The 22,278-nt window shown below is 66.8% G+C and carries 21 protein-coding genes and 1 other RNA gene; 16 read left to right on the forward strand and 6 right to left on the reverse strand.

Going from position 1 to position 22,278, the window contains the following annotated elements:
- Positions 1-136: 136 nt before the first annotated feature.
- Together ssrA and smpB are read right to left on the reverse strand one after the other, a co-directional pair.
- Positions 137-509, reverse strand: a transfer-messenger RNA (tmRNA) gene (gene ssrA / locus VF651_10930).
- A 57-nt stretch (positions 510-566) separates the two neighbouring features.
- Positions 567-1,046, reverse strand: coding sequence for an SsrA-binding protein SmpB (smpB, locus tag VF651_10935; protein ID HEX7966216.1), 480 nt, complete (start codon positions 1,044-1,046; stop codon positions 567-569).
- Between the two features lie 55 nt (positions 1,047-1,101).
- On the opposite strand from smpB, the gene VF651_10940 reads away from it, so the two are divergent.
- Positions 1,102-1,536, forward strand: coding sequence for a type II toxin-antitoxin system RatA family toxin (locus VF651_10940; protein ID HEX7966217.1), 435 nt, complete (start codon positions 1,102-1,104; stop codon positions 1,534-1,536).
- Positions 1,526-1,834, forward strand: coding sequence for an RnfH family protein (locus VF651_10945; protein HEX7966218.1), 309 nt, complete (start codon positions 1,526-1,528; stop codon positions 1,832-1,834). Before VF651_10940 ends, VF651_10945 begins: the two co-directional genes overlap by 11 nt.
- A 1-nt stretch (position 1,835) precedes the next feature.
- Here the strand turns inward: VF651_10945 and bamE are convergent, their stop codons facing one another.
- Positions 1,836-2,237 carry an outer membrane protein assembly factor BamE gene (gene bamE, locus VF651_10950; protein HEX7966219.1) on the reverse strand — a complete coding sequence of 134 codons (402 nt, stop codon included), beginning with the start codon at positions 2,235-2,237 and terminating at the stop codon, positions 1,836-1,838.
- A gap of 71 nt (positions 2,238-2,308) precedes the next feature.
- On the opposite strand from bamE, the gene fur reads away from it, so the two are divergent.
- Complete coding sequence (fur, locus tag VF651_10955) at positions 2,309-2,743, forward strand: ferric iron uptake transcriptional regulator (GenBank protein ID HEX7966220.1); 435 nt, start codon at positions 2,309-2,311, stop codon at positions 2,741-2,743.
- A gap of 138 nt (positions 2,744-2,881) precedes the next feature.
- Here the strand turns inward: fur and recN are convergent, their stop codons facing one another.
- The gene (gene recN, locus VF651_10960; GenBank protein ID HEX7966221.1) at positions 2,882-4,552 is read right to left on the reverse strand and encodes a DNA repair protein RecN; all 1,671 of its coding nucleotides are present in this window, start codon (positions 4,550-4,552) and stop codon (positions 2,882-2,884) included.
- 4 nt (positions 4,553-4,556) lie between these two features.
- The gene (locus VF651_10965; GenBank protein ID HEX7966222.1) at positions 4,557-5,438 is read right to left on the reverse strand and encodes an NAD(+) kinase; all 882 of its coding nucleotides are present in this window, start codon (positions 5,436-5,438) and stop codon (positions 4,557-4,559) included.
- A gap of 147 nt (positions 5,439-5,585) precedes the next feature.
- Here VF651_10965 and hrcA point away from each other — a divergent pair, with 147 nt between their 5' ends.
- The 9 genes from hrcA to greA all read left to right on the forward strand — a co-directional run bounded on the left by hrcA (position 5,586) and on the right by greA (position 16,864).
- Entirely contained in the window at positions 5,586-6,641 is a 1,056-nt protein-coding gene (gene hrcA / locus VF651_10970) for a heat-inducible transcriptional repressor HrcA (GenBank protein ID HEX7966223.1), read from the forward strand.
- A gap of 78 nt (positions 6,642-6,719) precedes the next feature.
- Positions 6,720-7,268, forward strand: coding sequence for a nucleotide exchange factor GrpE (gene grpE, locus VF651_10975; protein HEX7966224.1), 549 nt, complete (start codon positions 6,720-6,722; stop codon positions 7,266-7,268).
- Positions 7,269-7,329: 61 nt separating this feature from the next.
- Positions 7,330-9,258: a molecular chaperone DnaK gene (gene dnaK / locus VF651_10980; GenBank protein HEX7966225.1), complete on the forward strand. Its 1,929-nt coding sequence runs from the start codon at positions 7,330-7,332 to the stop codon at positions 9,256-9,258.
- Positions 9,259-9,357: 99 nt separating this feature from the next.
- Positions 9,358-9,933 carry a TMEM175 family protein gene (locus VF651_10985; protein HEX7966226.1) on the forward strand — a complete coding sequence of 192 codons (576 nt, stop codon included), beginning with the start codon at positions 9,358-9,360 and terminating at the stop codon, positions 9,931-9,933.
- A complete protein-coding gene (dnaJ, locus tag VF651_10990; protein ID HEX7966227.1) occupies positions 9,930-11,075 on the forward strand; it encodes a molecular chaperone DnaJ in 1,146 nt (381 codons plus the stop codon). The genes VF651_10985 and dnaJ overlap by 4 nt, the downstream gene beginning before the upstream one ends.
- Positions 11,072-11,842, forward strand: a complete 771-nt coding sequence (gene dapB, locus VF651_10995; GenBank protein ID HEX7966228.1) for a 4-hydroxy-tetrahydrodipicolinate reductase — start codon at positions 11,072-11,074, stop codon at positions 11,840-11,842. Before dnaJ ends, dapB begins: the two co-directional genes overlap by 4 nt.
- 78 nt (positions 11,843-11,920) lie before the next feature.
- Positions 11,921-13,081 (forward strand): glutamine-hydrolyzing carbamoyl-phosphate synthase small subunit, encoded by a 1,161-nt coding sequence (gene carA / locus VF651_11000; protein ID HEX7966229.1) that lies wholly within the window; start codon positions 11,921-11,923, stop codon positions 13,079-13,081.
- An 85-nt stretch (positions 13,082-13,166) separates the two neighbouring features.
- Positions 13,167-16,391 (forward strand): carbamoyl-phosphate synthase large subunit, encoded by a 3,225-nt coding sequence (carB, locus tag VF651_11005; GenBank protein HEX7966230.1) that lies wholly within the window; start codon positions 13,167-13,169, stop codon positions 16,389-16,391.
- Entirely contained in the window at positions 16,388-16,864 is a 477-nt protein-coding gene (greA, locus tag VF651_11010; protein HEX7966231.1) for a transcription elongation factor GreA, read from the forward strand. The genes carB and greA overlap by 4 nt, the downstream gene beginning before the upstream one ends.
- Before the next feature lie 129 nt (positions 16,865-16,993).
- Here greA and yhbY read toward each other — a convergent pair whose 3' ends face one another.
- Positions 16,994-17,290, reverse strand: coding sequence for a ribosome assembly RNA-binding protein YhbY (yhbY, locus tag VF651_11015; protein HEX7966232.1), 297 nt, complete (start codon positions 17,288-17,290; stop codon positions 16,994-16,996).
- A 26-nt stretch (positions 17,291-17,316) separates the two neighbouring features.
- On the opposite strand from yhbY, the gene rlmE reads away from it, so the two are divergent.
- The 4 genes from rlmE (at position 17,317) to glmM (ending at position 22,208) form a co-directional block, all read left to right on the forward strand.
- Positions 17,317-17,940 (forward strand): 23S rRNA (uridine(2552)-2'-O)-methyltransferase RlmE, encoded by a 624-nt coding sequence (rlmE, locus tag VF651_11020; GenBank protein HEX7966233.1) that lies wholly within the window; start codon positions 17,317-17,319, stop codon positions 17,938-17,940.
- 61 nt (positions 17,941-18,001) lie between these two features.
- Complete coding sequence (ftsH, locus tag VF651_11025) at positions 18,002-19,942, forward strand: ATP-dependent zinc metalloprotease FtsH (GenBank protein ID HEX7966234.1); 1,941 nt, start codon at positions 18,002-18,004, stop codon at positions 19,940-19,942.
- Positions 19,943-20,017: 75 nt separating this feature from the next.
- On the forward strand, positions 20,018-20,845 hold the full coding sequence (gene folP / locus VF651_11030) for a dihydropteroate synthase (GenBank protein HEX7966235.1): 828 nt from the start codon (positions 20,018-20,020) through the stop codon (positions 20,843-20,845).
- Positions 20,846-20,861: 16 nt separating this feature from the next.
- Positions 20,862-22,208 carry a phosphoglucosamine mutase gene (glmM, locus tag VF651_11035; GenBank protein HEX7966236.1) on the forward strand — a complete coding sequence of 449 codons (1,347 nt, stop codon included), beginning with the start codon at positions 20,862-20,864 and terminating at the stop codon, positions 22,206-22,208.
- Positions 22,209-22,278 lie beyond the last annotated feature (70 nt).

Raw genomic sequence — 22,278 nt, forward strand, 5'->3', positions numbered from 1 at the left:
CCCTGGCCTACCGCGACATTAGTGCATCCCTGCACGTCAATCGAACCCGCGCTTCGCGCTTGTTCGATTCCAACGTCTCAAACCGGCAGGTAATAAAAAGGCCACCCCGAAAGCGGGCGGCCTTTTTATTACCTGTTGGTGGAGGCGGCGGGAATCGAACCCGCGTCCGTAAGTGATCCGCCCTTAGACCTACATGCTTAGCACACGTCTTTGATTTAACTGCCAGCTACCCGACGGGCAGGGAAAACTGTCAGCGATTCCGGTATTTTTAACCGTCCGGCGCCGGATGCACCGTACAGCGGTCTTGTGAGCACGACCTCTGAAGCGCCACCGAAGTGACTCTGGACGCACAAGCACGGCTCCAGTCAGAGGCTAGCCGGGATTAGGCGGCTAGGGCGTAGTTGCTATCGTTCGCAGCTAAGCGTTGTTGCAAGACAGTTTTACGAGGAATCCTGCACCTCGGCATGCACTTCGGGTTTCACGACCCACGTCGAAACCAGGTCGCCCCCAATGCGCTTCTATTCTATCAGTTATGTATATGGGGCCGAATCGGCCCGGATAAAGGGCTAGTGCCGGGTTAAACGGCCTTTTTGGCGTTCCCAATCCCGTTCCTTGATGGCGGCCCGCTTGTCGTGGGCCTGCTTGCCTTTGGCGAGGCCGACTTCGAGCTTGGCGCGGCCCTTGCTCCAGTACATGGCGGTGGGCACGAGGGTGTAGCCCTTGCGTTCGACGGCGCCGATGAGGCGGGCCAGTTCTTCCCGGTGCATGAGCAGCTTGCGGGTGCGGGTCGGGTCCGGATGGATGTGGGTGGAGGCGGTCATGAGCGGGGTGATGAGGGCGCCCAGCAGGTAGGCTTCCCGGTCCTTGATGATCACGTAGCTCTCGGCGATCTGCACCTTGCCGGCCCGCAGGCTCTTCACTTCCCAGCCTTCCAGGGCGATGCCGGCCTCGAAGCGGTCCTCGATGAAGTAGTCGAAGCGCGCGCGCTTGTTGAGCGCGATGGTGGACTGCCCCTTCTTCTTGTCGTCTTCGTCTTTCTTCGCCATGGCGACATTATATAGGGGAGTGACGGGAAGCTGGTCCCGCTGCCACAATATCCGTATGCGGAAAGTCCATAAAAACGCATTGGTCCCTTACAGCGCTGCAGACATGTACGCGCTGGTGAACGACGTGCCGAGCTATCCCGAGTTCCTGCCCTGGTGCCGCGGTGCCGAGGTGCTGGAGCAGTCCCCGACGCTGATGCGCGCGCGGCTGGATCTCGCGCGGGGCCGCTTCAGCAAGAGCTTCACCACCCGCAACCTCTTGGTGCCCAGCCAGGGCATCACCATGACCCTGGAGGACGGCCCCTTCAAGCACCTGGAGGGCCGCTGGCGTTTCTCGGACCTGGGGCCGGAGGGCTCGAAGGTGGAGCTGGACATGGAGTTCCAGTTCGACAGCACGCTCCTGGACCTGGTGGCGGGACCGGTGTTCGAGGACATCTGCAACTCGCTGGTGGATGCCTTCATCCGCCGCGCCACCGAGCTGCATGGCGGCTGAAGCCTCGATCCGGGTGGAGGTCTGCTACGCCCGGGCGGACGTGCAAGCCATGGTGGCGCTGACCTTGCCCACAGGTACCACGGCAGGACAGGCTGCTGAGCGCTCCGGCCTCGCGGCGCGTTTCCCTGAGATCGACCTCGCACGGGATGCATTGGGCCTGCGCGGCAAGCGCGTGGCGCCGGATCAGGTTCTGGAAGAAGGGGACCGGCTTGAGATCCTGCGGCCGCTTACGGCGGATCCCAAGGAGACGCGGCGTCGCCTGGCGGCGCGCGGAAAGACGATGTCGAGTAAAGGCTGACTCAGTTCGAGGGCGGCGCGGGTGAATTGTAGTTATCGCTGTCCGGCAGCTGCGAGGCGTCCTTGATGGTGGGCAGCTGGAGCTGCTCTTCCTTGTTCTTGACCGGCGGCTGGTCGACGCGGGTGACCTTACCGCCATCGAAGTACACGATCACGTGCCAGTCCTGTTCCGGGCGCCCGTCGTTCGGGTTCACGTAGCGCACGTAGTCCCAGCGGTTCGGGTGGAACGGGTCCTGCACCATGGCGCGGCCCAGCACGAACTGCACCTGCGCCATGGTCATGCCCGGCTTCACCTTGGCGATGCTCTCGTCGTCGAGGAAGTTGCCCTGGCGGATCTCCGGCTTGAAGCAGCCGGCGAGGCAGAGGGCGGTGGCGGCGATCAGCAGCAGGGGGCGGGCGCGCATGCGTCTTGGGTTGCGTTGCTTGAAGAGGGGAGCATAATACCTGACCAGCCCCCTCCCAAGCCAGAAAAGCCGTGACCCAAGCCTCCGCCGAGAACCAGGAACTGCGCAACGCCGGCCTCAAGGTCACGCTGCCGCGGGTCAAGATCCTGGAGATCCTGGAGCGCAGCAATCCGCGCCACATCAGCGCGGAGGACATGTACAAGGCGCTCCTGGAGTCGGGGGAGGACATCGGCCTCGCCACCGTGTACCGGGTGCTGACCCAGTTCGAGACCGCCGGCCTCGTGACCCGCCACCATTTCGAGGGCGGCCACTCGGTGTTCGAGCTGAACCAGGGCGCGCACCACGACCACATCCTGTGCGTGAAGTGCGGCCGGGTGGACGAGTTCGTGGACCCTGAGATCGAGTCGCGTCAGAAGAAGATCGCGAGCGCCAAGGGCTACGAGATGACGGACCACTCTCTCTACATCTACGGCATTTGCTCCAACTGCCGTAAGTCCATGAAGTGACCCCCAAAGCTACTGCGCTTGCCATAGCTTCGTTGCGCTTCGGACTCGCAGTAGGTCATGCACATAAGAGTGCACTCCCTCCTGCTCGCCTCGCTCTGGCTGCGCTCGCTACGCTTTGGGGTCGGGTGTGGTTCTTAGCTAGTTTGTAACCCGAGAAATCATTTCCCTGGCGTGTTTGCGGGTCGTTTCCGTGATCTCCACGCCGCCCAGCATCCGCGCCAGTTCTTCCACCTGCGATTTCTTGTCCAAGGGCTCGATCTGGGTGACGGTGCCCTGGCCCTTGGCCTGCTTCGCCACCCGGAAATGCTGGTGGGTCTGGGAGGCCACCTGGGGCAGGTGGGTGACGCAGAGCACCTGGCGCTTGCCGGCCAGGGCCCGCAGCTGCCTCCCTACGATCTCCGCCACGCCGCCGCCGATGCCCGCGTCCACCTCGTCGAAGATCATGGACGGGATCGCCGCCGCCTGGGCCGCCATCACCTGGATGGCGAGGGAGATGCGCGAGAGCTCGCCGCCGGAGGCCACCTTGGCCAGCGGCTTCTCCGGCTGGCCCTTGTTGGCGCTCACCAGGAACTCCACCTGGTCCACGCCCTTGGCGGTGAAGCGTTCCACGTCGGCCGTCACCGCCACGCTGAACTTGCCGCCGGCCATGCCCAGTTCTTGCATGGCGGCCGTGACTTTCTTGCCGAGGTCGGCCGCGGTCTTCACGCGTTTGGCGTGGAGCTCCTCGGCAGCCTTCTTGTAGGAAGCCTCCAGGCGCTTGAGTTCCGCCTCCAGGTCCTGCAGCGCGATGTCGGAGTTCTCCAGGGTCCTGAGTTCCACCTGCAACGCATCGAAGCGTCCCAGGAGGTGCTCCGGTTCGATGCGGTGCTTGCGGGCGAGGTCGTGGATGGAGCCGAGGCGGCTCTCCAGCCACTCCAGGCGCTTGGGATCCATGTCCAGGTCCGCGAGATAGCCGCGTAGCGCGTCGGCTGCCTCGGAGATCTGCACCTCCGCATCCGCCAAGGTGCGGCGGATGGCCTCGAACCTGGGTTCCAGCTCGCTCGTGGCGTCGAGGGCGGCGAGGGCGCGGCTCACCAGCTGGTGCGCGGTGCCTTCCTCGGCTTCGTACAGTGAATCCAGCGTGGCCTGGGCCGTCTCCAGCAGCTTGCCGCCGTGGGCGAGGCGCTTGTGCTCGGCGTCGATGGCCTGCACCTCGCCGGGCTTCAGGGCCAGGGCGGAGAGCTCCGCGACCTGGTGGCGCAGCATCTCGATGCGGGAATCCCGGTCGCCGGCCGCGGCCTTGAGGGTGGCGAGCCGGTCATGGGTGATCTTCCACTCGCCATGCAGCTTGGCGACCGCCTGCAGCAGGTTGGCGTGGTCGCCGTAGCCGTCAAGCAGCGCCATCTGCGCGGCCGGGCGCATCAGGGACTGATGCTCGTGCTGGCCGTGGATGTCCAGCAAGAGCTCGCCGAGTTCCTTGAGGGAGGCGAGGGGCACGCTGCGGCCGTTGATCTGGGCGCGGGAACGGCCGTCCTTGCCCACCACCCGGCGCAGGATGCACTGGCCGTCGTCGGCGAGGTCGTTGTCCTCGAGCCAGGCGGCGGCGTCCTTCGCGTCCCTGAGGTCGAACTCGGCGCTCATCTCGGCTTTCTCGCTGCCGTGGCGCACCACGTCCGCGTCGGCCCGGTCACCCAGCACCAGGCCCAGGGCATCCACCAGGATGGACTTGCCCGCGCCGGTCTCGCCGGTGAGCACGGTCATGCCCGGTTTGAATTCCAGTTCCAGGGTGTCGATGATCGCGAAGTCGCGGATCAGGATGTGCGTCAGCATCGCTTCAGTGCTTGTCGCCGTGATGGTTGGCGCGTCCGCCCCAGTGGAGCTTGGTGCGCAGGATCGTATAGTAATCGTAACCGCGCGGATGGATGAAGGAGAGGCGCTGGCCGGCGCACTTCACCTGCACGCGCGCACCGGTGTCCATGAGTTCCGCATGCTGGCCGTCCCAGGTCACCTGGGCGCGGCCGCCGTGGGTGTCGCCGACGCGGATCTCCACCACGCTCTTGCCCGACACCACGATGGGGCGGTCGCCTAGGGTGTGGGGGCAGATGGGGACGAGCGCGATGGCGTCCATGGCGGGGTGCACGATCGGCCCGCCGCCGGAGAGCGCATAGGCGGTGGAACCGGTGGGCGTCGCCACCACGATGCCGTCCGCCCGGTAAGCGCAGACGAAGTGGCCGTCCACCCAGGTCTCGAACTCGATGAGACGGCCGCCGTCGGACTTGTGCACCACCACGTCGTTGAGCGCCGGGTGCGTGCCGCCGGGTCCGGTGCCCTCCAGCATCAGCCGGTCCTCGCGGCTGTACTCGCCCTTCAGCATGGCGGCGATGTCGTCCTGCACCTGGTCCGGGGTGATGTCCGCGAGGAAGCCGAGCCTGCCGAGGTTCACGCCCAAGAGCGGGATGGGCCGCACCGCCACCGCATGGGCGGCCTTCAGCAGCGTCCCGTCGCCGCCGACCACGATGAGCAGGTCCGCCTTGGCGGCGAGCAGGGCGATGGGCAGGAGCTGGACGCCGCTGCTGACCGGGAGCGCCAGCGCCTCATCCCCATAGACCGTGACCTGGGCTTCGGTGAGTTGCCGGGCGAGCCGGACGGTCATCTCCGTCACCTGCGGGTCGTTGACGCGGCCCATGAGGCCGATGGTGGCAAAGCGGGAAGCCATATGGGGCGGCACGTTAGCATGGGACCCCTTGCAGGCCAACGCCTGGCGGGAGCTTCTGCGGCTAAGTCCTTGACAGGAAAGGGTACAACTGGATAATCCCGCTTTAGCACTCGCCTTAAATGAGTGCCAAGCCACCCTGTAGGCGACATGATCAACGAGAGCCACGACAAGACCCTCAGCGACCGCGCCCAGTACCTGCTCAAGGTGCTGGTGGAGCGCTACATCCGCGACGGCGAACCGGTCGGCTCCCGTACCCTCTCCAAGGATTCCGGCCTCGACCTCAGCCCCGCCAGCATCCGCAACATCATGGCGGACCTGGAGGAGCTGGGGCTCATCGTCTCCCCCCATACCTCCGCCGGGCGCGTCCCCACGGTGAAGGGCTACCGGCTTTTCGTGGATACGCTGCTCAAGGTGAAGCCCCTGGACGAGCAGGAGGTGCGGCTCATGCGCAGCCACCTGGACCCGGCGGAGACCAGCCCGCAGCAGCTGCTCGCTTCCGCCTCGGGGCTCCTCTCCGCCATCACCCGCATGACCGGCGTGGTGACGCTGCCCAAGCGCGAGCAGGCTTCCTGGCGGCACATCGAGTTCATGCCGCTCGCCGACAACCGGGTGCTGGTGATCCTGGTGCTGGTGGATGGCGAGGTGCAGAACCGGGTGCTGCACCTGGAGCGCGGCTACGACGCCGCCGCCCTGCAGCAGATAAGCAACTACCTGAACAGCCACTTCGCCGGGCGCGACCTCTCGGAGCTGCGCCGCGGCCTCCTGAACGAGCTCAACCGCACCCGCGAGTCCATGAACGAGCTGATGCACGCCGCCATCACCATGGCGGACAAGGTGTTCCAGGTCCGCGGCGGCGAGCCCACCTACATGATGGCGGGCGAGACCAACCTCATGGAATTCGCCGAGCTCTCGGACGTGGAGAAGCTCAGGCGCCTGTTCGACGCGTTCAACCACAAGCGCGACATCCTCACGCTGCTGGACAAGTGCATCGCCGCCGAGGGCGTGCAGATCTTCATCGGCGAGGAATCCGGCTACAAGGTGCTGGATGAGGTGAGCGTGGTGAGCGCGCCCTACAGCATGGGCGAAGGCGTGGTGGGGGTGCTGGGCGTGATCGGCCCCACCCGCATGGCCTACGAGCGGGTCATCCCCATCGTGGACGTGACGGCGCGGCTGCTCAGTGCCGCCTTGAACCCCCGGAAATAAGCCCAAGATTCTGGACAGGGGCGGGCAGCATGAGGCTGCCCGCTGCATTTACATGAAATAGGAAGGATGATGGAGCACATGAACGACGAGCAGACCAAGCCTGCCGCAGCACCCGAAGTGGACCCCAACGCGGCCACCTTGGATCCCGTGCAGGCCCTGCAGGCGGCGCTCGCTGTCGCCGAGGCCAAGGCTGTGCAGAACTACGACAGCTACCTGCGCGCCGTGGCGGAGCAGGACAATATCCGCAAGCGCGGCCAGCGCGACCTGGAGCAGGCCCACAAGTTCGGCCAGGACCGCATCCTGGGCGACCTCCTGCCCGTGAAGGACAGCCTGGAGATGGCGTTGCAGTCCCTGGCCGGCAAGCCCGATGCGGCCCCGCTCCTGACCGGTGTGGACATGACCCTGAAGCTCCTGGCCACGGCCCTGGAGAGGCAGGGGGTGAAGGAGGTGAGCCCCGCCAAGGGCGAGGCCTTCAACCCGGAGTTCCATGAGGCCATGGCCACCCAGGAGAGCGCCGAGGTCCCGGCGGACGCGGTCGTCACTACCGTCCAGAAGGGATATGTATTGAACGGCCGGCTGCTCAGGCCGGCGCGGGTATTGGTGGCGCGGACGCCGAAAAGCGCTTGAAAACCCGCGACATACCCCCAGATAGTCAATAACAAATTTCACACCTTTCCGGAGCCAAGACATGAGCAAGATCATCGGCATCGACCTCGGGACCACCAACTCCTGCGTGGCCATCATGGAAGGCGGCAAGCCCCGCGTCATCGAGAACAGCGAGGGTGACCGCACCACGCCGTCCATCGTCGCCTTCACCAAGGAGAACGAGGTGGTGGTGGGCCAGTCGGCCAAGCGCCAGGCGGTCACCAACCCCAAGAACACCCTGTACGCGATCAAGCGCCTCATCGGCCGCAAGTTCAAGGACGACGTGGTGCAGAAGGACGTGGGCATGGTGCCCTACAAGATCGTGGGCGCCGACAACGGCGACGCCTGGGTGGACGTGAACGACAAGAAGATGGCGCCGCCGGAGATCTCCGCGCGCGTGCTCATGAAGATGAAGAAGACCGCCGAGGACTACCTGGGCGAGCCCGTCACCGAGGCGGTCGTGACCGTGCCTGCCTACTTCAACGACTCCCAGCGCCAGGCCACCAAGGACGCCGGCAAGATCGCCGGGCTGGAAGTGAAGCGCATCATCAACGAGCCGACCGCGGCCGCACTCGCCTACGGCATGGACAAGGTCAAGGGCGACCGCAAGATCGCTGTGTATGACCTGGGTGGCGGCACCTTCGACGTGTCCATCATCGAGATCGCGGAAGTGGACGGCGAGCACCAGTTCGAGGTGCTGGCCACCAACGGCGACACCTTCCTGGGCGGCGAGGACTTCGACAAGCGCATCATCGACTTCATCGCCGACGAGTTCCGCAAGGAGCAGGGCATCGACGTGCGCAGCGATCCGCTGGCCATGCAGCGTCTCAAGGAGGCTGCCGAGAAGGCCAAGATCGAGCTCAGCTCTAACCAGCAGACCGAGGTGAACCTGCCGTACATCACGGCCGACGCCTCCGGTCCCAAGCACCTCAACGTGAAGCTGACCCGCGCCAAGCTCGAGTCGCTGGTGGGCGATCTCATCAGCAAGACCGTCGAGCCCTGCCGCATCGCGCTCAAGGACGCCGGCCTTTCGGCCTCCGACCTGCAGGACGTGATCCTGGTGGGCGGCCAGACCCGCATGCCCAAGGTGCAGGAGACGGTGAAGGAGTTCTTCGGCCGCGAGCCGCGCAAGGACGTGAACCCGGACGAGGCGGTGGCCGTGGGCGCCGCGATCCAGGCCGGCGTGCTCAAGGGCGACGTCAAGGACGTGCTGCTGCTGGACGTGACCCCGCTGTCGCTGGGCATCGAGACCCTGGGCGGCGTCATGACCAAGCTGATCGAGAAGAACACCACCATCCCCACCAAGGCCTCGCAGACCTTCTCCACCGCCGAGGACAACCAGACCGCGGTGACCGTGCACGTGCTGCAGGGTGAGCGCGAGATGGCGCGCGACAACAAGTCGCTGGGCCGCTTCGACCTCGCGGACCTGCCGACCGCCCCGCGCGGCGTGCCGCAGATCGAGGTGAGCTTCGACATCGACGCGAACGGCATCCTCAACGTGTCCGCCAAGGACAAGGCCACCGGCAAGGCGCAGTCCATCGTCATCAAGGCCTCCTCGGGCCTCAGCGACGACGAGGTCAAGCGCATGATCAAGGACGCCGAGGCCCACGCCGAGGAGGACCGCAAGCAGCGCGAGATCGTGGATGCCCGCAACCAGGCGGACGCCCTGATCCATGCCGCCGAGAAAGGCATGTCAGAGTTGGGTGACAAGGTCTCCGGCGAGGAGCGCGCGGCCATCGAGTCCGCGGTGCAGGACCTCAAGGCCGTGCTCAAGAACGACGACAAGGCGGTGATCGAAGCCAAGGCCAAGGCCCTGGCGGACGCTTCCGGCAAGATGGCCGAGCGCCTCTACGCCGCCAAGAACGAGGCGGGTGCCGCACAGCCGGGTCAGCAGGGCCCTGGCGCAGGCCAGAGCGGCGGCAAGGACGACGTGGTGGACGCGGAGTTCGAAGAGGTCAAGAAGGACAAGTAAGTCCCGGCCGCGTCCGGACGAGAACTGAAACATCGCGCCGGGACCCGTCATGCACGGGCCCCGGCGCGGCACTGTTGGAGGAGCAGCAACTTGCAACCGATGGGCACAGGCAGGATGGAAGCCTTCAGCGACGGGGTGCTCGCCGTCATCATCACCATCATGGTGCTGGAGATGAAGGTGCCCGAGGGCGGCACTCTCGCCGCGCTCGAGTCGGTGCTGCCCGTGTTCCTGGTGTACGTGCTGAGTTTCATCAACATCGGCCTCTACTGGAACAACCACCATCACCTGCTGCACGCCGCGCAGCGCATCAACGGGCGCGCCATGTGGGCGAACCTGCACCTCCTGTTCTGGCTCTCGCTGGTGCCCTTCGTCACCGGCTGGATGGGCGAGAACCACTTCTCGGCGGTGCCGACGGCGCTCTACGGCGCTGTATTGCTGATGGCGGCCGTCGCCTACACGCTGTTGCAGAACTCCCTCATGGCGACCGAGGGGCAGCGCGGCGCCTTGAAGCGCGCCGTGGGTGACGACTTCAAGGGCAAGCTCTCCCTCGTCTGCTACGTGCTGGCGATCCCGCTGGCGTTCGTGCACCAGGCCATCTCCGACCTCCTGTATGTGGCGGTGGCGGTGATGTGGCTGATGCCGGACCGGCGCATCGAACGGGTGACACCGGCATGAGCAAGCGCGACTACTACGAGGTGCTGGGCGTGAAGCGCGGCGCGGACGAGGCCGAGATCAAGAAGGCCTACCGCCGCCTCGCCATGAAGCACCATCCGGACCGTAACCCCGGCGACAAGCAGTCGGAGGAGCACTTCAAGGAGGCCAAGGAGGCCTATGAGGTCCTCACCGACGCCAAGAAGAAGGCGGCCTACGACCAGTTCGGCCACGCCGGCGTGGATGCCCACGCGGCCGGCGCGCGCGGTCCCGGCGGCGCGGGTTTCGACCCCAACGACATCTTCGGTGACATCTTCGGCGAGGCCTTCGGCGACATCTTCTCCGGCGGCCGCCGCGGCGGCGGTCAGCGGGTATACCGCGGCGCCGACCTGCGCTACGGGCTGGAACTGACCCTGGAGCAAGCGGTGTCCGGCGACACCGTCACCGTGCAGGTGCCGACCCTCGCGAGCTGCGAGGTCTGCCACGGCAGCGGCGCCAAGCCCGGCAGCCAGCCCACCACCTGCAGCACCTGCGGCGGGCGTGGGCAGGTGCGCATGCAGCAGGGCTTCTTCACGGTGCAGCAGACCTGCCCGCGCTGCCGCGGCACCGGCAAGATGATCTCGGATCCCTGCGGCAACTGCCACGGCCAGGGACGCGTCGAGAAGGAGAAGACCCTGTCGGTGAAGATCCCGGCGGGCGTGGATAACGGCGACCGCATCCGCCTCTCCGGCGAGGGCGAGGCGGGGCCCAACGGCGGGCCGGCGGGCGACCTCTACGTGGAGATCAGCGTCGAGCCCCACGAGATCTTCAGCCGCGACGGCGCCGACCTCGCCTGCGAGGTGCCGGTGTCCTTCGTGACCGCGTCACTGGGCGGCGAGATCGAGGTGCCGACCCTGGGCGGCAGCGTCTCCCTCAAGATCCCGGCCGAGACCCAGACCGGCAAGGTGTTCCGCCTGCGGGGCAAGGGCGTGAAGCCCGTGCGCGGCGGCGGCACCGGCGACCTCCTGTGCCGCGTCGAGGTGGAGACGCCGGTGAACCTGAACAAGGAGCAGAAGGAACTGCTCAAGAAGTTCGACGCCGCCCTGAAGGCGGATGGCGGCAAGCATTCTCCCAAGGAGCAGGGCTGGCTGGAGAGCGTCAAAAAGTTCTTCAGGGAGAAGGCGTGAGCGCGCCGGTCCGCATCGCGCTCCTGGGTGCCGCCGGCCGCATGGGCCAGGCGGTACTGGAGGCAGGCGGAGGGCGCCCGGATATCAAGTTCACCGCCGCGCTGGTGAAAGCCGGAAGCTCCGCGCATGGCAAGACCTCCCACGGGCTGAGCTATGGCAGCGATCTGGCTGAAGCCTTATCTGATGCCGATGTGCTGCTGGATTTCTCCCTGCCCGAGTCCACCGGCGAGGCCCTGGAAGCCTGTCTCGCGGCGGGCAAGCCCCTCGTCACCGGCGTCACCGGCATGGACGAGGCGCTCAAGCTGCGGCTCAAGGCGGCGGGAGAGCGCATCCCGGTGCTGGCGGCGCCCAACATGAGCCTGGGGGTGGCGCTGCTCACCCGCATGGCGGAGCAGGCGGCGCGGGTGCTGGGCCCGGACTTCGACATCGAGGTGGCTGAAGCTCACCACAAGCATAAGAAGGATGCCCCCTCGGGCACGGCCCTGGCCTTGGCGGACGTCATGGCCCGGGCGCGGGGCACGGGTCCCGTGGACAAGCGCCTGGAACGGCAGGGCGCGCGTGCGCCGGGCAGCATCGGTTTCTCGGTGGTCCGGGCCGGGGACATCGTCGGCGAACACACGGTGCTCTTCGCCGGTGCCGGCGAAAGGCTGGAGCTCAGCCACCGGGCCCAGAGCCGCGCCACCTTCGCCCAGGGCGCCCTGCGCGCCGCCGTCTGGATCGCCGGCCGTCCCGCCGGTTCCTATACGCTCACCGACACGCTCGCCTGACAGAAAATCGCGCCAGGGCGTAGACGCTCGCCGCGCGCATCCGTTAAAATTAACAAGTTTTGTTGTACGGGGGTGTCCTTGGAACATCCAGCCATCCTGGCCCTTGCGGACGGTACGATATTCCGGGGCATTTCCATTGGTGCGGCGGGTTCCACGACCGGCGAGGTGGTGTTCAACACCGCCATGACCGGGTACCAGGAGATCCTCACCGACCCCTCGTACTCCCGTCAGCTCGTCACGCTCACCTATCCCCACATCGGCAACACCGGCGTCAACGATGCCGACCGCGAGTCCGCGCGCGTGATGGCCGCCGGCCTCATCATCCGCGACCTGCCGCTGGCCATGAGCAGCTGGCGCGCGAAGGACACCCTGGACGGGCACCTGAAGCGCGAGAACATCGTCGCCATCTCCGGCATCGACACCCGCAAGCTCACGCGCCTGCTGCGCACCCAGGGTGCCCAGAACGGCTGCATCCTGGCCGGCGCCAAGGTGGACGAGGCGGAGGCGCTGAAGCAGGCGCGGGCGTTCCCGGGCCTGAAGGGCATGGACCTTGCCAAGGTGGTGAGCACCACCAAGCCCTACGAGTTCAAGCAGGGTACCTGGCGGCTCGAGACCGACAGTTGCCCCACCGTGGACGGCGGCCGCTTCCACGTGGTGGCCTACGACTACGGCGTGAAGCACAACATACTGCGCATCCTCGTGGACCACGGCTGCCGCGTGACGGTGGTGCCGGCCCAGATGCCCGCGCAGGAGGCCCTGGCCCTGAAGCCGGACGGCATCTTCCTCGCCAACGGCCCCGGCGACCCGGAGCCCTGCGATTACGCCATCGCCGCCATCCGCGAGCTCCTCACCACCGGCATCCCGGTGTTCGGCATCTGCCTCGGCCACCAGCTGCTCGGCCTCGCCAGCGGCGCCAAGACCGTGAAGATGAAGTTCGGCCACCACGGCGGCAACCATCCGGTCATCGACCTCGATACCGGCCGGGTCATGATCTCCAGCCAGAACCACGGCTTCGCGGTGGACGAGGCCACGCTGCCTTCCAACCTGCGCGCCACCCACCGCTCGCTGTTCGACGGCACGCTGCAGGGTGTGGAACGGACCGACTGCGAGGCCTTCAGTTTCCAGGGGCACCCCGAGGCGAGCCCCGGACCCCACGACGTGAAGCCGCTGTTCGAGCGCTTCGTGCGCGCCATGTCCGCGCGCGCCGGGCGCAAGGACAAGGCCGTCGCGACGGGCTGACATCTATCGGTGATGGGACGGGCAGGGCGGTGATCATCAGGCTGCCCCGGCCGTCACGCGCCTGAACCAGGAGTCGAGAGCAGACATGCCGAAGCGCACAGACATCAAGAGCGTGCTCATCATCGGCGCGGGGCCCATCGTCATCGGCCAGGCCTGCGAATTCGATTATTCCGGCGCCCAGGCCTGCAAGGCCCTGCGCCAGGAGGGCTACCGGGTCATCCTGGTGAACTCCAACCCCGCGACCATCATGACCGACCCGGAGATGGCCGACGCCATATATATAGAGCCGATCCACTGGACCACCCTGGCCCGCATCATCGAGAAGGAGCGCCCGGACGCGCTGCTTCCCACCATGGGCGGGCAGACCGCGCTCAACTGCGCCCTGGACCTGGTGAGGGAAGGGGTGCTGGCGAAGCACAAGGTGGAGATGATCGGCGCCTCCCGCGAGGCCATCGACATGGCCGAGGACCGCGACCAGTTCCGCCGCGCCATGCGCGAGATCGGGCTGGAGACGCCGCGTGCCGGCCTCGCCCACAACATGGAGGAGGCGCTCGCCGTGCAGGCGGAGATCGGCTTCCCCACCATCATCCGTCCCTCGTTCACGCTCGGCGGCTCCGGCGGCGGCATCGCCTACAACCGCGACGAGTTCGTGGAGATCTGCGAGCTCGGCCTCGACCTCTCGCCCACCAACGAGCTACTCATCGAGGAATCGGTGCTGGGCTGGAAGGAGTTCGAGACCGAGGTGGTGCGGGACAAGAACGACAACTGCATCATCGTCTGCACCATCGAGAACCTGGACCCGATGGGCGTCCACACCGGCGACTCCATCACCGTGGCGCCGGCCCAGACCCTCACCGACAAGGAATACCAGATCCTGCGCGACGCGTCCCTCGCGGTGCTGCGCAAGATCGGCGTGGAGACGGGCGGTTCCAACGTCCAGTTCGGGATCAACCCGAAGGACGGGCGCATGGTGGTGATCGAGATGAACCCGCGCGTGTCGCGCTCATCCGCGCTCGCCTCCAAGGCTACCGGTTTCCCGATCGCCAAGGTGGCGGCGAAACTGGCGATCGGCTACACGCTAGACGAACTCAAGAACGAGATCACCGGCGGCGCCACGCCGGCCTCCTTCGAGCCCAGCATCGATTACGTGGTCACCAAGGTGCCGCGCTTCACCTTCGAGAAGTTCCCCCAGGCGGAGCCGCGCCTCTCCACCCAGATGAAGTCGGTGGGCGAGGTGATGGCCATGGGGCGCACCTTCCAGGAGTCGCTGCACAAGGCGCTGCGCGGCCTCGAGACCGGTGCCGACGGCTTCAACGAGAAGATCGCCGACTTCAAGGCGCCGGGCGCCATGGACATGCTGCGCCACGAGCTGCGCGCCGCGGGGCCCGACCGGCTCTGGTACGTGGCGGACGCGTTCCGCGCGGGACTCACGCTAGAGGGCATCCACGCGCTCTCGCACATCGATCCCTGGTTCCTGGCCCAGATCGAGGACCTGCTGAAGGAAGAGCAGGCGATCAAGTCGGGCGGCCTCAAGGCCCTGGATGCCGCGCGCCTGCGCGCGCTCAAGCGCAAGGGTTTCGCCGACAGCCGCATCGCCAGGCTCACGGGTTCCAGGGAATCCGAGGTGCGTGCGCTGCGTCTCAAGCACGGCATCCGCCCGGTCTACAAGCGCGTGGACTCCTGCGCCGCCGAGTTCGCCTCCGCCACCGCCTACATGTACTCCACCTACGACGAGGAGTGCGAGGCGGAGCCCTCACAGCGCCAGAAGATCATGGTGCTGGGCGGCGGGCCAAACCGCATCGGCCAAGGCATCGAGTTCGACTACTGCTGCGTGCACGCGGCGCTGGCCCTGAAGCAGGACGGCTTCGAGACCATCATGGTCAACTGCAACCCGGAGACGGTCTCGACCGACTACGACACCTCCGACCGCCTGTATTTCGAGCCGCTCACCTTCGAGGACGTGATGGAGATCATCGACCTCGAAAGACCTAAGGGCGTGATCGTGCAATTCGGCGGCCAGACGCCGTTGAAACTCGCCCGCGCCCTCGAGGCCGCCGGGGCACCCATCATCGGCACCACGCCGGATTCCATCGACCTCGCCGAAGACCGGGAGCGGTTCTCGAAGCTCGTGGACGAGCTCAAGCTGCGCCAGCCGCCGGCCCGCACCGCCCGCAACGAGGAGGAGGCCGTCAGGCTCTCCAAGGACGTGGGCTTCCCGCTGATGGTGCGCCCCAGCTACGTGCTGGGCGGCCGCGCCATGGAGGTGGTGTTCAACGAGGACGACCTGCGCGGCTACATCCGCAACGCGGTGAAGGTCTCCAACGATTCGCCGGTGCTGATGGACAGGTTCCTCGAAGCTGCCACCGAGGTCGACGTGGACGCCCTCTCGGACGGGGAGCAGGTGCTCATCGCCGGCATCATGGAGCACGTGGAGCAGGCCGGCGTGCACTCGGGCGACTCCAGTTGCTCGCTGCCCCCCAACAGCCTGAGCGAGGCGCTGCAGGCGGAGATCCGCAAGCAGGTGGTGGAGCTGGCGAAGGCCCTCAAGGTCGTCGGCCTCATGAACATCCAGTTCGCCATCCAGCAGGACAAGGTCTACATCCTGGAGGTGAACCCGCGCGCCTCCCGCACCGCGCCCTTCGTCTCCAAGGCCGTCGGTGTGCCGCTCGCCAAGGTGGCGGCCCGCTGCATGGCCGGCAAGAGCCTCAAGGCCCAGGGCATCCAGGCCATCCCGGTGCCGCGCTACTTCGCGGTCAAGGCGCCGGTGTTCCCGTTCATCAAGTTCCGCGGCGCCGACCCCATCCTGGGCCCCGAGATGAAATCCACCGGCGAGGTCATGGGGGCGGGGCTCACCTTCGGCGAGGCCTATGCCAAAGCCCAGTTCGCTGCGGGTATCATCATCCCCAGGGGCGGCAAGGCGCTGATCTCGGTGCGCGAGCAGGACAAGCCGGCGGCGGTGAACCTGGCGCGCGACCTCAAGAGCCGCGGTTTCACCCTGGTGGCGACCCACGGCACCGCGGCGGCGATCCGCGCGGCGGGCGTGGCCTGCGAGGGCGTGAACAAGGTGCGCGAGGGGCGGCCGCACGTGGTGGACATGATCAAGAACGACGAGCTCTCGCTCATCGTCAACACCACCGAGGGCAAGCAGGCGATCCTGGAGTCCTTCTCCATCCGCCGCGAGGCGGTGGGGCACAAGGTGACTTACTACACGACCATCAAGGCCGCCCAGGCCACGGTGGTCGCCCTGGATCATCTGGACGAGGCGGGCGTGAACAAGCTGCAGGACCTGCACAGGGAGTGGGTGACATGAGCAAGGTTCCCTTGACCGTGCGCGGCGCGGAGCGCCTGCGCGAGGAACTGAAGCGGCTGAAGGGCGTGGACCGGCCGAAGGTCATCCAGGCCATCGCCGAGGCGCGCGCCCACGGCGACCTCAAGGAGAACGCCGAGTACCACGCGGCGCGCGAGCAGCAGGGCTTCATCGAGGGCCGCATCCAGGACATCGAGGGCAAGCTCGGCAACGCCGAGATCATCGACGTCAGCCAGATCAACGCGAACGGCAAGGTGATCTTCGGCGCGACGGTGCAGCTCGCCGACGAGGACAGCGGCAACGAGGTGACCTACCAGATCGTGGGCGAGGACGAGGCCGACATCAAGGCGGGGCGCATCTCCATCGGCTCGCCGATCGCGCGCGGACTGATCGGCAAGGAGGAGGGCGACGTGGTCACCATCCGCACGCCGGCCGGCGAGAAGCAGTTCGAGATCGTCGAGGTGAAGTACGAGTAGCGGCCGACGCTGCGCTCTTGATCTATCGCAAACCGGTCATCCTGACCGGCTGCTCATCGAAAACCGAAAGCGCAGCTTCCGGTTTTCTCCGCGTCGCGCCGGTACATCCCTGTACCGGGACAGCGGCGGTTACTTAGGCAGTTCTATCTTGGGTTTCTTCGTGTTCTTTTTATACAGCAGCGCCATGTTTCCGACCCTCTGCACCAAGGTAGCCTTGGTAGCCGCGCACAGGCGCTCGATGAGGCGGTCGCGCTCCTCGCGGTCTTCGGCCGCCACCTTCACCTTGATGAGCTCGTGGAAGAGCAGCTGCGCTTCCACTTCCTTGATGAGGTTCTGGGTGAGGCCCGGGTTGCCGCTGCGCGCCTTGGGCTCCAGCTTGTGGGCCAGGCCGCGCAGGTATTTCTTCTGCTTCTCGCTGAGTTCCATGGCGCGCATTGTAACAGCGGTGACCTATGCCTAAGCGGAGCAAGAGCAGCTCCCGCTGGCTGCAGGAGCACTTCAAGGACACCTACGTGAAGAAGGCGCACCAGACCGGTGCGCGTTCCCGCGCGGTGTTCAAGCTGGAGGAGATCCAGAAGCGCGACCGACTGTTGAAGCCGGGCATGACGGTCGTGGACCTGGGCGCGGCGCCCGGCGGCTGGAGCCAGTTCGCCGCCAAGACCCTCGCCGGCAAGGGCCGGGTGGTGGCGCTGGACATCCTCCCCATGCCCGGGCTCGAGGGGGTGGACTTCATCCAGGGGGATTTCACCCAGGACGAAGTGTTACAGGCCCTCCGGGACCGCCTCCAGGGCGGCCAAGTTGACCTTGTGCTCTCGGATATCGCCCCCAACATGAGTGGTGTGGGCGACGTGGACCAGGCCCGCGCCATGCACTTGGCGGAGCTGGCCCTGGAGTTCGCCCGCGAGGCCCTGAAGCCGGGAGGCAGCTTCCTGGTGAAGGTGTTCCAGGGGCAGGGTTTCCAGGAGTACATGAAGGCCCTGAGGGCCGATTTCGCCGAGGTGGCCGCGCGCAAGCCCAGCGCCTCCCGGGCCCGTAGCCCGGAGGTGTATTTGCTGGCGAGAAACTACCGGCGCTAGACTGTGTCTCATGTGGTGTCAGGCCTTAGGGGGCCCGGCAGCACCCAAAGAGGTAACCGCTTTGAACGATTTCGCGCGCAATCTGCTGATCTGGGTCGTGATCGCCTTGGTGGTGCTCGCCGTGCTGAACAGCTTCGGCCCGAGCTCCGCCAAGACCAAGGCAGTGACCTATTCCGATTTCCTGACCTCGGTGCAGCAGGGCAACATCAAGAGCGTGAGCTTCGACGGTGAAGTCATCACCGGCGCCTACAACAACGGCGGCAACTTCAGCACCTACAGCCCGGTGAGCGACTTCGCGCCGCTCATCGAGGAGCTGCGCAAGGACGACAACGGCGTGCAGATCGAGGCCAAGCCGCCCGAGCAGTCCTGGTTCCTGCCGGCGCTGCTCTCGTTCGGTCCCATCATCGGGCTCATCATCTTCTGGTTCTACATGATGCGGCAGATGCAGGGCGGCGGCGGACGCGGCGCCATGTCCTTCGGCAAGAGCCGCGCGCGCATGCTGGGCGAGGACCAGGTCAAGATCACCTTCAACGACGTGGCCGGCGTCGAGGAGGCCAAGGAGGAGGTCGCGGAGCTCGTGGAGTTCCTGCGCGACCCCGGCAAGTTCCAGAAGCTGGGCGGGCGCATCCCGCGCGGCGTGCTGATGGTGGGCTCACCCGGCACCGGCAAGACCCTGCTCGCCAAGGCCATCGCCGGCGAGGCCAAGGTGCCGTTCTTCAGCATCTCGGGCTCCGACTTCGTCGAGATGTTCGTCGGCGTCGGCGCCTCGCGCGTGCGCGACATGTTCGAGCAGGCCAAGAAGCACGCGCCCTGCATCATCTTCATCGACGAGATCGACGCGGTCGGGCGCCACCGCGGCGCCGGCCTCGGCGGCGGCCACGACGAGCGCGAGCAGACCCTCAACCAGCTGCTGGTGGAGATGGATGGCTTCGAGGGCAGCGAGGGCGTGATCGTCATCGCCGCCACCAACCGCCCGGACGTGCTCGACCCGGCGCTGCTGCGCCCGGGCCGCTTCGACCGCCAGGTGGTGGTGCCGCTGCCGGACGTGCGCGGCCGCGAGCAAATCCTCAAGGTGCACATGCGCAAGGTGCCGGTGGGCGACGACGTGAAGCCCGCCATCATCGCGCGCGGCACTCCCGGCTTCTCCGGCGCGGACCTCGCCAACCTGGTGAACGAGGCGGCGCTGTTCGCCGCGCGCGCCAACCGCCGCACCGTGAGCATGGATGAGTTCGAGAAGGCCAAGGACAAGCTCATGATGGGCGCCGAGCGGCGCTCCATGGTGATGGGCGAAGACGAGAAGAAGCTCACCGCCTACCATGAGTCCGGGCATGCCATCGTCGGCCGGCTGGTACCGGACCACGATCCCGTATACAAGGTGAGCATCATCCCGCGCGGCCGCGCCCTGGGCGTGACCATGTTCCTGCCGGAGGACGACAGATACAGCTACAGCAAGCGCCGCCTGGAGAGCCAGCTGTCCAGCCTGTTCGGCGGACGCGTGGCCGAGGAGCTGATCTTCGGCGCCGAGTCCGTGACAACCGGCGCCTCCAACGACATTGAGCGCGCCACCGCCATCGCGCGCAACATGGTCACCAAGTGGGGCCTGTCCGACAAGCTCGGGCCGCTGTCCTACGACGAGGAGGATGGCGAGGTGTTCCTCGGCCATTCCGTCACGCGCCACAAGAACATCTCCGGCGATACCCAGCGGGCGATCGACGTGGAGGTGCGCGACATCATCGAGCGCAACTACCAGCGCACCCGCGGCCTGCTGCAGGAGAACACCGCGAAGCTGCACACCATGGCGCAGGCGCTCATGAAGTACGAGACCATCGACGCCGAGCAGATCGACGACATCATGGCCGGACGCGAGCCGCGCCCGCCGGACGGCTGGAGCGACGCAGACCATGGCGGCGGCACGGCCACCGCGCCCGTCAAGGGCAAGGTCATCGCGCCGCCGGAGCCGGGCCCCGACGAGGGCGGCCTGACGCCGGCCAGCCAGCACTGACAGATACGCTTCGCTTCACATGACACGGGCCGGTATCCTTGGGGATACCGGCCTTTTTTCAGCCTGGAGACCTGCTTGAAGCTCAAGCTGGGCAACGCCGAACTCGACCTCTCCCAGCCGCGCATCATGGGCGTGCTGAACCGCACGCCTGATTCCTTCTCCGACGGCGGCCGCTACGTGGATTTCGACGCGGCGCTGGAGCAGGCCGAGCGCATGGTGAAGGAGGGCGCCGACCTCATCGACGTGGGTGGGGAGTCCACCCGCCCCGGCGCGGAAGAGGTGACGCTCGCCGAAGAACTGGACCGGGTGATCCCGCTCATCGAGAAGCTGTGGAGCCGACTCGGGGTGCTCGTCTCGGTGGACACGTCCAAGCCGGAGGTGATGCGCTCCGCCATCGGCGAAGGCGCGGCGATGGTCAACGACGTGTGCGCGCTGCGCCGTGCCGGCGCGGTGGAGATCGTGGCCGGCTCCGGCGCGGCGGCGTGCCTCATGCACATGCAGGGCGAGCCGCGCACCATGCAGAAAGACCCGCAGTACAAGGATGTCACCGCCGAGGTGAAGGCGTTCCTGAAGGAGCGGGCCGGGACGCTGGAGGCGGCGGGCGTTCCGCCCGAGCGCATCGTGCTGGACCCGGGATTCGGCTTCGGCAAGAACCTTGAACATAATCTCACGCTGCTCAAGCGCCTTCCTGACATCGCGGCCCTGGGCTACCCGGTGCTGGTGGGCCTGTCGCGCAAGTCCATGATCGGCGCGCTCACGGGCGGCAAGGCCACCGACGACCGGCTGCACGGCAGCGTCTCGGCGGCGGTGATCGCCGTGCAGAACGGCGCACACATCGTGCGCTGCCACGATGTCGCACCGACGGTGGAAGCTCTCAAAGTCGCGCATGCTGCGCGGCGCTAGATGTTAGAATCGTGACATGAACCGCAGATACTTCGGTACCGACGGCGTGCGCGGCCGCGTGGGCAGCGCGCACATGAACGCGGAGTTCGTGCTGCGCCTCGGCAGGGCCGCCGGCAAGGTGCTGGCCAAGCGCGCGCCGGGCGGAGAGAGCACGGTGCTCGTCGGCAAGGACACGCGCATCTCCGGCTACATGTTCGAGTCGGCGCTGGAGGCGGGGCTCTCCGCCGCCGGCGTGCACACGCGCCTCTTGGGCCCGCTGCCGACGCCGGCCATCGCTTACCTCACCCGTAGCCTCGGGGCCCACGCCGGCATCGTCATCAGCGCCTCCCACAACCCGTATTACGACAATGGCATCAAGTTCTTCTCCGCCGACGGACGCAAGCTGCCGGACGAAGTGGAGATGCAGATCGAGGCCGAGCTTGACAGGCCCTTCGAGACGGTGGAATCGGTGGAGCTCGGCAACGCCAAGCGCATCGCCGACGCGCCGTCCCGCTACGTGGAGTTCTGCAAGTCCACCGTGCCCTACGGCCTCAAGCTCGCCGGGCTGAAGGTCGTGCTGGACTGCGCCCACGGCGCCACCTACAAGGCCGCGCCCGGCGTGTTCGAGGACCTGGGCGCCAGGCTCACCTGCATCGGCGTGAACCCGGATGGGCTCAACATCAACCAGGACTGCGGCTCCACCTATCCCGAGACGCTGCGGGCCAAGGTGCGGGAGCTGAACGCGGACTTCGGCATCGCCTTCGACGGCGACGGCGACCGGGTGATGATGGTGGACCACAAGGGCGGGATCGTGGACGGCGACGAACTGCTCTACATCATCGCCATGGCCCGCAAGGCCGAGGGCACGCTGAAGGGCCCCGTGGTGGGCACGCTCATGAGCAACCTCGGCCTGGAGCAGGCGCTCCAGCGCGAGGGCGTGTCCTTCTGCCGCGCCGCGGTGGGCGACCGCTATGTGCTGGCCATGATGGAAGAGCGGGGCGGCGTGCTGGGCGGGGAGAACTCCGGCCACATCGTGTGCCTGGACCGCGCCACCACCGGCGACGGCATCGTGGCGGCGCTGCAAGTGCTGCAGGCACTGCACGTCTCCGGCAAGACCCTGGCGGACGCTCGCGCGCCGGTGCAGAAGTACCCGCAAGTGCTGGTGAACGTGAAGACCCCGGCGCGGGTGGACCTCAAGGTCCCGGGCATCCAGGCCGCGGTCTCATCGGTGGAGAAGAAGCTGGATGGCCGGGGCCGGGTGCTGTTGCGCGCTTCGGGCACCGAGCCCGTGGTGCGGGTCATGGTGGAGGGGGAGGAGTCCGGGACCGTGACCGCCCTGGCCGAGGACATCGCCGCCGCGGTGCGCAGCGCCGCCGGCGTCTAGGGACCGCCTCCTTCTATATAGGAGGGCCGGTCATTTGATTTCTTGGGCCCCCGCCAGTAAAGTGCGCGCC

It is taken from the genome of Gammaproteobacteria bacterium (assembly GCA_036383255.1).
Lineage (GTDB): Bacteria > Pseudomonadota > Gammaproteobacteria > Natronospirales > REEB76 > DASUBN01.